Genomic DNA, 6581 nt, shown 5'->3' on the forward strand with positions numbered 1-6581 from the left:
ACCCGCCGCTGGCGGGTTTTTTTATATCTGAGGATCCGTAAAACATTCTTATTATTTTCGATTGTCGCCCTGTAACGCCGTCAGCGAGCCTACAGCCAGCGCCTCTTTATAATGCTTGCGGCAGACCGAGACATAACGTTCATTGCCTCCTATCACCACCTGCTCGCCATCAGCATAGGGTTTACCCGACTGGTCCAGGCGAAGAACCATACTTGCCTTGCGGCCACAAAAGCAGATTGTTTTCAGCTCAACCAGCTTATCCGACCAGGCAAGCAGATACTGACTGCCGGCAAATAACTCCCCACGAAAATCGGTACGTAATCCATAGCAAAGAACGGGAATATCCAGCTCATCAACGACCTCTGAAAGCGCATGGACCTGCTCTCGGGTCAGGAACTGGCTTTCATCTACCAGCACGCAATGGACAGGCTTAGAGGCATGCTCGGCACGAATGTCCTCCAGCAGGTCCGTTTCAGGGTTAAACAGCCTTGCAGGCGACGAGAGCCCTATTCTTGAGCTCACCTTCCCTGCCCCAAAGCGATCGTCGATTTCGGCGGTATAAACAACGGTACGCATCCCCCGCTCCTGATAATTGTATGAGGATTGCAGTAACGCCGTCGATTTCCCTGCATTCATTGCCGAATAGTAGAAATAAAGTTGTGCCATTGGCCGAAGAACCCTAATCAATGTGTAATATTCCCGATGGATCATTGTACCATATTTTGTACTGTCATCAGCGGCGGGCTGCGCTCTCCAGCCTGCCATGCATCAGTAAATCCTTCGCGAATAGCGCAAAATAATGCGTTAAAACAGGCAGTAAAGGCATTAAACACTGACAATAAGGTGAGTCCGCAACCAGAGATAACACTTCTTTTTATAGTGTCTTCTTCGTTCATTAAAATTCACTATTTATTAACTATTCTTGTCTTCGCTGCGCTTACTCGGGGTAATACAAAAGGCTGATATTTATCAACCGCAACTATAATTCCTGAGGTAAAAGTCACAAAACATACACGCAAATGACGCGCTTTTGCCGTTTGAAACGATATCTCACAGACCCAACAAACAATGAAATTTAAGTTAGCGTAATTAATAATAGCGTCGTTTATTTTGTATTTTTTGAATTCCTTACATTCCCACCTATTGCACAAGTGAAATTAAGGCTCTATTATTAGGACAACAAACCCACCCCCATTATAAGTTTGAGATTACTACAATGAGCGAAGCACTTAAAATTCTGAACAACATCCGTACTCTTCGTGCGCAGGCAAGAGAATGTACCCTTGAGACGCTTGAAGAAATGCTCGAAAAATTAGAAGTTGTAGTTAACGAACGTCGTGAAGAAGAAAGCGCTGCTGCGGCTGAAATCGAAGAACGTACACGTAAACTGCAACAGTATCGTGAAATGCTGATTGCCGATGGTATCGATCCAAACGAATTGCTGAACAGCATGGCTGCGGCTAAAACCGGTACCAAAGCAAAACGCGCGGCACGTCCTGCTAAATATAGCTACATCGATGAGAACGGCGAAGAGAAAACCTGGACCGGCCAGGGCCGTACTCCTGCTGTAATCAAGAAAGCAATGGACGAACAAGGTAAACAACTGGATGACTTCCTGATCAAGGATTAATCTGGAAAGATTCTGAAAAATCCCGCTTAATGCGGGATTTTTTATGCCTGTAATATTCGCCCGAACATCTCCTTACATTCTGTCATATTGTAAGGCTCCCTATTTAACGTCCTTGACAATCCCCCGCCAATTACGGAGCGACAGGCATAAAAAAACCGGTGGGCATCGCTCCACCGGTCTTGTTCACTGGGCTGTGAGTTTATTACTTAATACCCACGCTACCTTTGAGCCAGGCTTTAAATTCTTCACCCAGGCTGTTATGGCGAATACCATATTCGACGAATGCCTGCATATAACCGAGCTTATTCCCGCAGTCATGGCTCTTACCTTTCATATGGTAGGCTTCCACTGTCTCTTTCTCGATCAGCATATCGATAGCATCCGTCAGCTGGATTTCATCGCCCGCACCCGGAGGCGTTTTCGCCAGCAGAGCCCAAATTTCAGCACTCAGGACGTAACGACCAACGACAGCAAGATTAGACGGCGCGACGTCCGCTTTAGGTTTTTCAACAACGCCAACCATCGGTACGCTTTCGCCAGGTTGCAGGTCAACGCCTTTGCAGTCAACCACGCCGTAAGCGGTCACGTCGTCGACTGGCTCAACCATAATCTGGCTGCTGCCGGTTTCGTCGAAGCGTTTAATCATTTCCGCCAGGTTTTCCTGGGAAAGATCGGACTCGTACTCATCAAGAATCACGTCAGGCAGAATAACCGCGACCGGCTCATCACCCACTACAGGGTGTGCACACAATACTGCGTGCCCCAGGCCTTTCGCCAGGCCCTGACGAACCTGCATAATGGTAACATGTGGAGGGCAAATAGACTGCACTTCCTCCAGCAGCTGGCGCTTAACGCGTTTTTCCAGCATTGCTTCGAGTTCGAAACTGGTATCGAAATGGTTTTCGATAGAGTTTTTAGATGAATGCGTCACCAGCACAATTTCGGTGATACCTGCTGCAATACATTCATTCACGACATACTGGATTAATGGCTTATCAACCAGAGGCAGCATCTCTTTTGGGATTGCCTTCGTCGCTGGCAACATCCTGGTACCCAATCCCGCCACCGGGATAACGGCCTTTCTGACTTTCGAATTAAGGGCAGCCATTGAAATTCTCCTGAACTGTTCAAGTTTTGAACTTTTATGCATTGAATAACGCGTTGAGTATACAGTCTCAGCCACTAATACGGGTCTGAAAAGAACGCGTTGCCGATCAATTAAGACAAATACGCATGAAACTTGCAGCGATAGTAGCACTGCCAGCAAAAACACAGGTAAAGCAATCTGAAAAATAAAATCTGACTGCTTACTCCGTGGACAACATTAAGCGTAACCGCCCTCCGGCACCCCAAATTTGGCACTGCCAGGAGGTGCAGCGATGGCTAATTTGATTAAGGTAAGTATTTCCCAGCGTACCCAACGGCACGCCGTTACTCACCTGAATATGGTGTTCGCCAGTATTCAGTGTGGCATTTAAACCCGCAGAGACCAGAATAAGGTTATTCAACCCGCTGTGATAATAGCCAACCAGAAGCGGGAACTGCCCCGGCAAATTGGCCTGGCGAAAAAGTTGGTTGACCTGTTTTAGTAAACTGCCTAACTCAGGAAGTCGTTGCCCCTGATGGGATAATTGTTCCTGTAGCAATCCATTAAACAGCGCACGGAGTAATAAGGCCGCCAGAACGCCGTTATCTCCCGCCCGGGTAACATCCAGGCAATAAAAAGCGAGGTCAGAATCTGATAACGGCGCAATATCCAGCACCAGCCCAGGCTGGTCAGCCGCTACCAGCTGGCGATAATTTACTCTGCAATGAGAGATATTTTGCTGAACCGGCGGCTGAAGTTCCTGAAGCAGCTTCGCGGCCGCGAGCGGATTACTGACTAAAGCATCCCAGTCCTGGAAAAGACGTTCTTCTTCTTCCACCCGGGAATTAAACATATTGGGATACAGGCAGGCCAACACCGTTTCACGCAGACGGTTCAAATCTTTAACCGGTTTGAGCAGAATATCCTGCACACCTAAACGCAACGCCTTAGCAATATCCGCCATATTTTCGGTGGCCGAGATCACCAGTATCGGTGTCTGATAACCTTCATTACGCAGGTTTTCCACCAGCATTAATCCGTCCATGCGCGGCATCTCAAGGTCGCAGATCATCAGATCAGGCGCCATGCTGGCCATTTTTTCCAGTGCCTCGACGCCATCTTCGGCAAGGGACGTGGTTGCACCCAGTGAGGATAACCACGAATCCAGTAGCGATCGGAAAACGGGCTCGTCTTCAACTATCAAAATATGTTTTCCGGCCAATGGCTGTGTCATGGTTCCTCCCCTGGCTGACAGTTACTCAATAGTGGCATGCTATTGGTACTATCGCCTTTCAGATTTTGCTGAAGTAATCAAAAAAGTGCTCAACGTGCTGTACGCACAAAAGGCAACAGTTCATCTATTTTCTTTTCGACGGCTAACGAGCCCGCTGCTATGGCGGCCTCAGCCCGGTGGAAATCAAGGGTAGAGATTTGTGGACAATAGGGTTGAATAAGAATATCCGGAGGATCGCCAGCCATACGGTTTCGCTTCAGGCGATTCTCAAGGATTTGAATAGAGGTCGTCATGATTTCAATGGCGTTCGGCGCGGTCACCGCGCGACGGGCGGTCAGGCGCCCTATTCTGCCGCGTAATCGCGCATGCCAGGCAAGTTTCTCTTCTTCCGCGTCATCGCTCTGAAGATTAACCGGCATCAAATCTTGCTGCATAAGGTGTGCGTCGTGCTGTAAATCCACGGCAATAACGATATCCGCCCCCATGGCGCGGGTCAGAGAGATGGGTACAGGATTCACTACGCCCCCATCAACGAGCCAGTAGCCGTTGTGAGGCACAGGCGCCATTAACCCCGGCATGCTACAGGATGCGCGAACGGCGAGATGAATATCCCCTTCAGTGAGCCATAACTCCCTGCCCGTACTGAGGTTGGTTGCAACGGCACCGAAAGGCATTTGGCAGTGGCTGAAGTCAGCGAGGGGCATTATCTTACGAAACTGATTGAACACGCGTTCGCCGCGCAGCAGGCCGCCACGCTGCCAGGAGAGATCCATCAGGCGCAGCACATCCCAGTATCTGAAGGAGCGCACCCAGCTTTCAAGCTCCGGGAGCTTACCGCAGGCGTACGCGGATCCGACCAGCGACCCGATAGAACATCCTGCGACAATATCAACGTCAATCCCCATCTGGTTTAAGGTATTGATAACGCCAATATGTGACCAACCCCGGGCTGCACCTGAGCCCAACGCCAGTCCAATTTTTACCTTTCTCATTAGCCCTGTTTTACTTCCCCTGGATTCCCGACATAGCGTCAACGCACCTGCTCAGTTAACATATTGCTACCTTAAGCGTTTAACGCCTTATTTTTTGTTCCAGGAAGAGAATCGTGTCTCAACTCTGCCCCTGTGGTAGCGCTCTGGAGTATAGCCTATGTTGCCAGCGATATCTTTCTGGCGAGCAGGTTGCACCAGAGCCGTCACACCTTATGCGCTCGCGGTATACTGCTTTTGTGATCAAAAACGCAGACTACCTGATTAAAACCTGGCATCCGTCCTGCCATGCTGCCGATTTTCGCCAAGAGATTGAAGCCGGATTTGCCAACACCGTCTGGCTGGGCCTCACCGTCTTTGAAGCCGCTCCCGGCCGCGATGCCAACGAGGGCTATGTCAGTTTTGTCGCCCGCTTTAGCGAACAAAACAAACCCGGCGCCATCATTGAGCGCTCACGGTTCTTAAAGGACAGCGGGCAATGGTATTATATTGACGGCACACGTCCGCAATTCGGTCGTAACGATCCCTGCCCCTGTGGTTCAGGAAAAAAATTTAAAAAGTGTTGCGGCAGTAATGCCTGACAACTCAGACTTCGCAAATACATAAACAGGATTTCCCGGCGATGCAATCATTACAACGTAAAGTTCTGCGCACTATCTGTCCCGATCAAAAAGGGCTGATCGCACGAATTACCAACATTTGCTACAAGCATGAACTGAATATCGTGCAGAACAACGAGTTCGTTGACCACCGTACCGGTCGCTTCTTTATGCGTACCGAACTGGAAGGCATTTTCAACGACACAACCCTGCTTGCCGATCTGGACAGCGCCCTGCCGGAAGGCTCGGTGCGCGAGCTGAACCCGGCGGGCCGTCGCCGCATTGTCATTCTGGTCACCAAAGAGGCGCACTGCCTGGGCGATCTGCTGATGAAAGCCAACTACGGTGGCCTGGACGTAGAAATTGCCGCCGTCATTGGCAACCACGAAACGCTGCGTACGCTGGTAGAACGTTTCGACATTCCGTTTGAACTGGTCAGTCACGAAGGCCATACCCGTGAAGAGCACGACAACCTGATGGCAGCTGCGATTGAAGCGCATAACCCGGACTACGTGGTGCTGGCGAAATATATGCGCGTGCTGACGCCATCCTTTGTGGCACGCTTCCCGAACAAAATTATCAACATCCACCACTCCTTCTTGCCAGCCTTTATTGGCGCGCGTCCTTATCACCAGGCATACGAGCGTGGGGTGAAGATCATTGGCGCAACCGCGCACTACGTGAATGACAATCTGGACGAAGGTCCAATCATCATGCAGGACGTGATCCACGTGGATCACACCTATACGGCAGAAGATATGATGCGTGCTGGCCGTGACGTTGAGAAGAACGTACTGAGCCGTGCGCTGTATCAGGTACTTGCTCAGCGCGTCTTTGTGTACGGCAACAGAACGATTATTCTTTAATCCCTCGGAAAATGAATTGATTAGCTTTACGCCTTTACGGATAAAAAGCAGGCAAACAGCTTCATTTTCCTAAAGGAATGCTTTACAGGGGCGTCTCATTTGATATGATGCGCCCCGCTTCCAACAGGAAGCAGGCCAGTTAAAAGTATTACCCCGTGGTGGGGTTCCCGAGCGGC

Annotated in this window: 8 protein-coding genes; 3 read left to right on the forward strand and 5 right to left on the reverse strand. The window is 49.8% G+C overall.

Annotated elements, in window-relative coordinates:
• Positions 1–51: 51 nt before the first annotated feature.
• Both tdk and IPZ49_RS07110 read right to left on the reverse strand, forming a co-directional pair.
• Positions 52–666, reverse strand: coding sequence for a thymidine kinase (gene tdk / locus IPZ49_RS07105; protein WP_003856726.1), 615 nt, complete (start codon positions 664–666; stop codon positions 52–54).
• A 41-nt stretch (positions 667–707) separates the two neighbouring features.
• Complete coding sequence (locus tag IPZ49_RS07110) at positions 708–896, reverse strand: hypothetical protein (RefSeq protein WP_123912598.1); 189 nt, start codon at positions 894–896, stop codon at positions 708–710.
• Positions 897–1216: 320 nt separating this feature from the next.
• On the opposite strand from IPZ49_RS07110, the gene hns reads away from it, so the two are divergent.
• A complete protein-coding gene (gene hns / locus IPZ49_RS07115) occupies positions 1217–1630 on the forward strand; it encodes a histone-like nucleoid-structuring protein H-NS (protein WP_003856724.1) in 414 nt (137 codons plus the stop codon).
• A 202-nt stretch (positions 1631–1832) separates the two neighbouring features.
• On the opposite strand, the gene galU is transcribed toward hns, so the two are convergent.
• The 3 genes from galU to rssA form a co-directional block, all read right to left on the reverse strand.
• On the reverse strand, positions 1833–2738 hold the full coding sequence (gene galU / locus IPZ49_RS07120) for a UTP--glucose-1-phosphate uridylyltransferase GalU (RefSeq protein WP_003856723.1): 906 nt from the start codon (positions 2736–2738) through the stop codon (positions 1833–1835).
• 199 nt (positions 2739–2937) lie between these two features.
• Positions 2938–3951: a two-component system response regulator RssB gene (rssB, locus tag IPZ49_RS07125; RefSeq protein ID WP_003856721.1), complete on the reverse strand. Its 1014-nt coding sequence runs from the start codon at positions 3949–3951 to the stop codon at positions 2938–2940.
• Positions 3952–4040: 89 nt separating this feature from the next.
• Positions 4041–4943: a patatin-like phospholipase RssA gene (rssA, locus tag IPZ49_RS07130; RefSeq protein WP_032653830.1), complete on the reverse strand. Its 903-nt coding sequence runs from the start codon at positions 4941–4943 to the stop codon at positions 4041–4043.
• A 113-nt stretch (positions 4944–5056) separates the two neighbouring features.
• Here rssA and IPZ49_RS07135 point away from each other — a divergent pair, with 113 nt between their 5' ends.
• Positions 5057–5521 carry a YchJ family protein gene (locus IPZ49_RS07135; RefSeq protein ID WP_026094296.1) on the forward strand — a complete coding sequence of 155 codons (465 nt, stop codon included), beginning with the start codon at positions 5057–5059 and terminating at the stop codon, positions 5519–5521.
• A gap of 41 nt (positions 5522–5562) precedes the next feature.
• Positions 5563–6405, forward strand: a complete 843-nt coding sequence (purU, locus tag IPZ49_RS07140) for a formyltetrahydrofolate deformylase (protein WP_003856715.1) — start codon at positions 5563–5565, stop codon at positions 6403–6405.
• Positions 6406–6581: the final 176 nt, after the last annotated feature.

It is taken from the genome of Enterobacter cloacae complex sp. S2 (assembly GCF_015159675.1).
Classification (GTDB): domain Bacteria; phylum Pseudomonadota; class Gammaproteobacteria; order Enterobacterales; family Enterobacteriaceae; genus Enterobacter; species Enterobacter intestinihominis.

Excerpts from the sequence above, each read along its gene's own strand:
- galU (WP_003856723.1), bottom strand. The coding sequence starts at position 2,738 with ATGGCTGCCCTTAATTCGAAAGTCAGAAAGGCCGTTATCCCGGTGGCG.
- tdk (WP_003856726.1), bottom strand. The coding sequence starts at position 666 with ATGGCACAACTTTATTTCTACTATTCGGCAATGAATGCAGGGAAATCG.
- rssA (WP_032653830.1), bottom strand. The coding sequence starts at position 4,943 with ATGAGAAAGGTAAAAATTGGACTGGCGTTGGGCTCAGGTGCAGCCCGG.
- rssB (WP_003856721.1), bottom strand. The coding sequence starts at position 3,951 with ATGACACAGCCATTGGCCGGAAAACATATTTTGATAGTTGAAGACGAG.
- hns (WP_003856724.1), top strand. The coding sequence starts at position 1,217 with ATGAGCGAAGCACTTAAAATTCTGAACAACATCCGTACTCTTCGTGCG.
- IPZ49_RS07110 (WP_123912598.1), bottom strand. The coding sequence starts at position 896 with ATGAACGAAGAAGACACTATAAAAAGAAGTGTTATCTCTGGTTGCGGA.
- purU (WP_003856715.1), top strand. The coding sequence starts at position 5,563 with ATGCAATCATTACAACGTAAAGTTCTGCGCACTATCTGTCCCGATCAA.